Below are 687 nucleotides of genomic sequence, written 5' to 3'. Positions count from 1 at the left end.
TATGACTATTGCAGTCGGACGCGCGCCCCAGGAACGAGGCTGGTTTGATGTCCTCGATGACTGGTTGAAGCGAGATCGATTTGTCTTCGTCGGTTGGTCCGGTATCCTCCTGTTCCCCTGCGCCTTCATGGCTCTCGGTGGCTGGTTGACCGGTACCACCTTCGTTACTTCTTGGTACACCCACGGATTAGCATCTTCTTATCTCGAAGGGTGTAACTTCCTGACTGTTGCTGTATCCAGCCCTGCTGACAGCCTCGGTCACTCCCTCCTTTTCCTCTGGGGCCCCGAAGCCAACTGGAACTTTGCCCGTTGGTGCCAACTCGGTGGACTTTGGAGCTTTGTTGCCCTCCACGGTGCTTTTGGTCTGATCGGCTTCATGCTGCGTCAGTTTGAAATTGCCCGTCTGGTGGGTATCCGCCCCTACAATGCGATCGCCTTCTCTGGCCCCATCGCGGTATTCGTCAGTGTATTTCTGATGTACCCCTTGGGTCAGTCTAGCTGGTTCTTTGCCCCCAGCTTTGGTGTCGCTGGTATCTTCCGTTTCATTCTGTTCTTACAAGGTTTCCACAACTGGACGCTCAACCCCTTCCACATGATGGGGGTTGCAGGGATTCTCGGTGGTGCGCTGCTCTGTGCGATCCACGGGGCAACGGTAGAGAACACCCTGTTTGAAGACAGTGACCAAGC

General features: G+C 55.2%; 1 pseudogene. It reads left to right on the top strand.

Annotated features, from left to right (window positions below):
- Position 1: 1 nt before the first annotated feature.
- Positions 2 to 687: pseudogene (locus AACR41_RS00025) on the top strand (photosystem II D2 protein (photosystem q(a) protein)); the annotation flags it as partial.

Origin of the sequence: Picosynechococcus sp. NKBG042902 (genome assembly GCF_963864045.1) — a bacterium.
In the GTDB taxonomy this organism is placed as follows: Bacteria; Cyanobacteriota; Cyanobacteriia; order Cyanobacteriales; family MRBY01; genus MRBY01.
The sequence above is the reverse complement of the archived record's forward strand: the minus strand, read 5'-3'. Positions and strand labels throughout refer to the sequence as shown.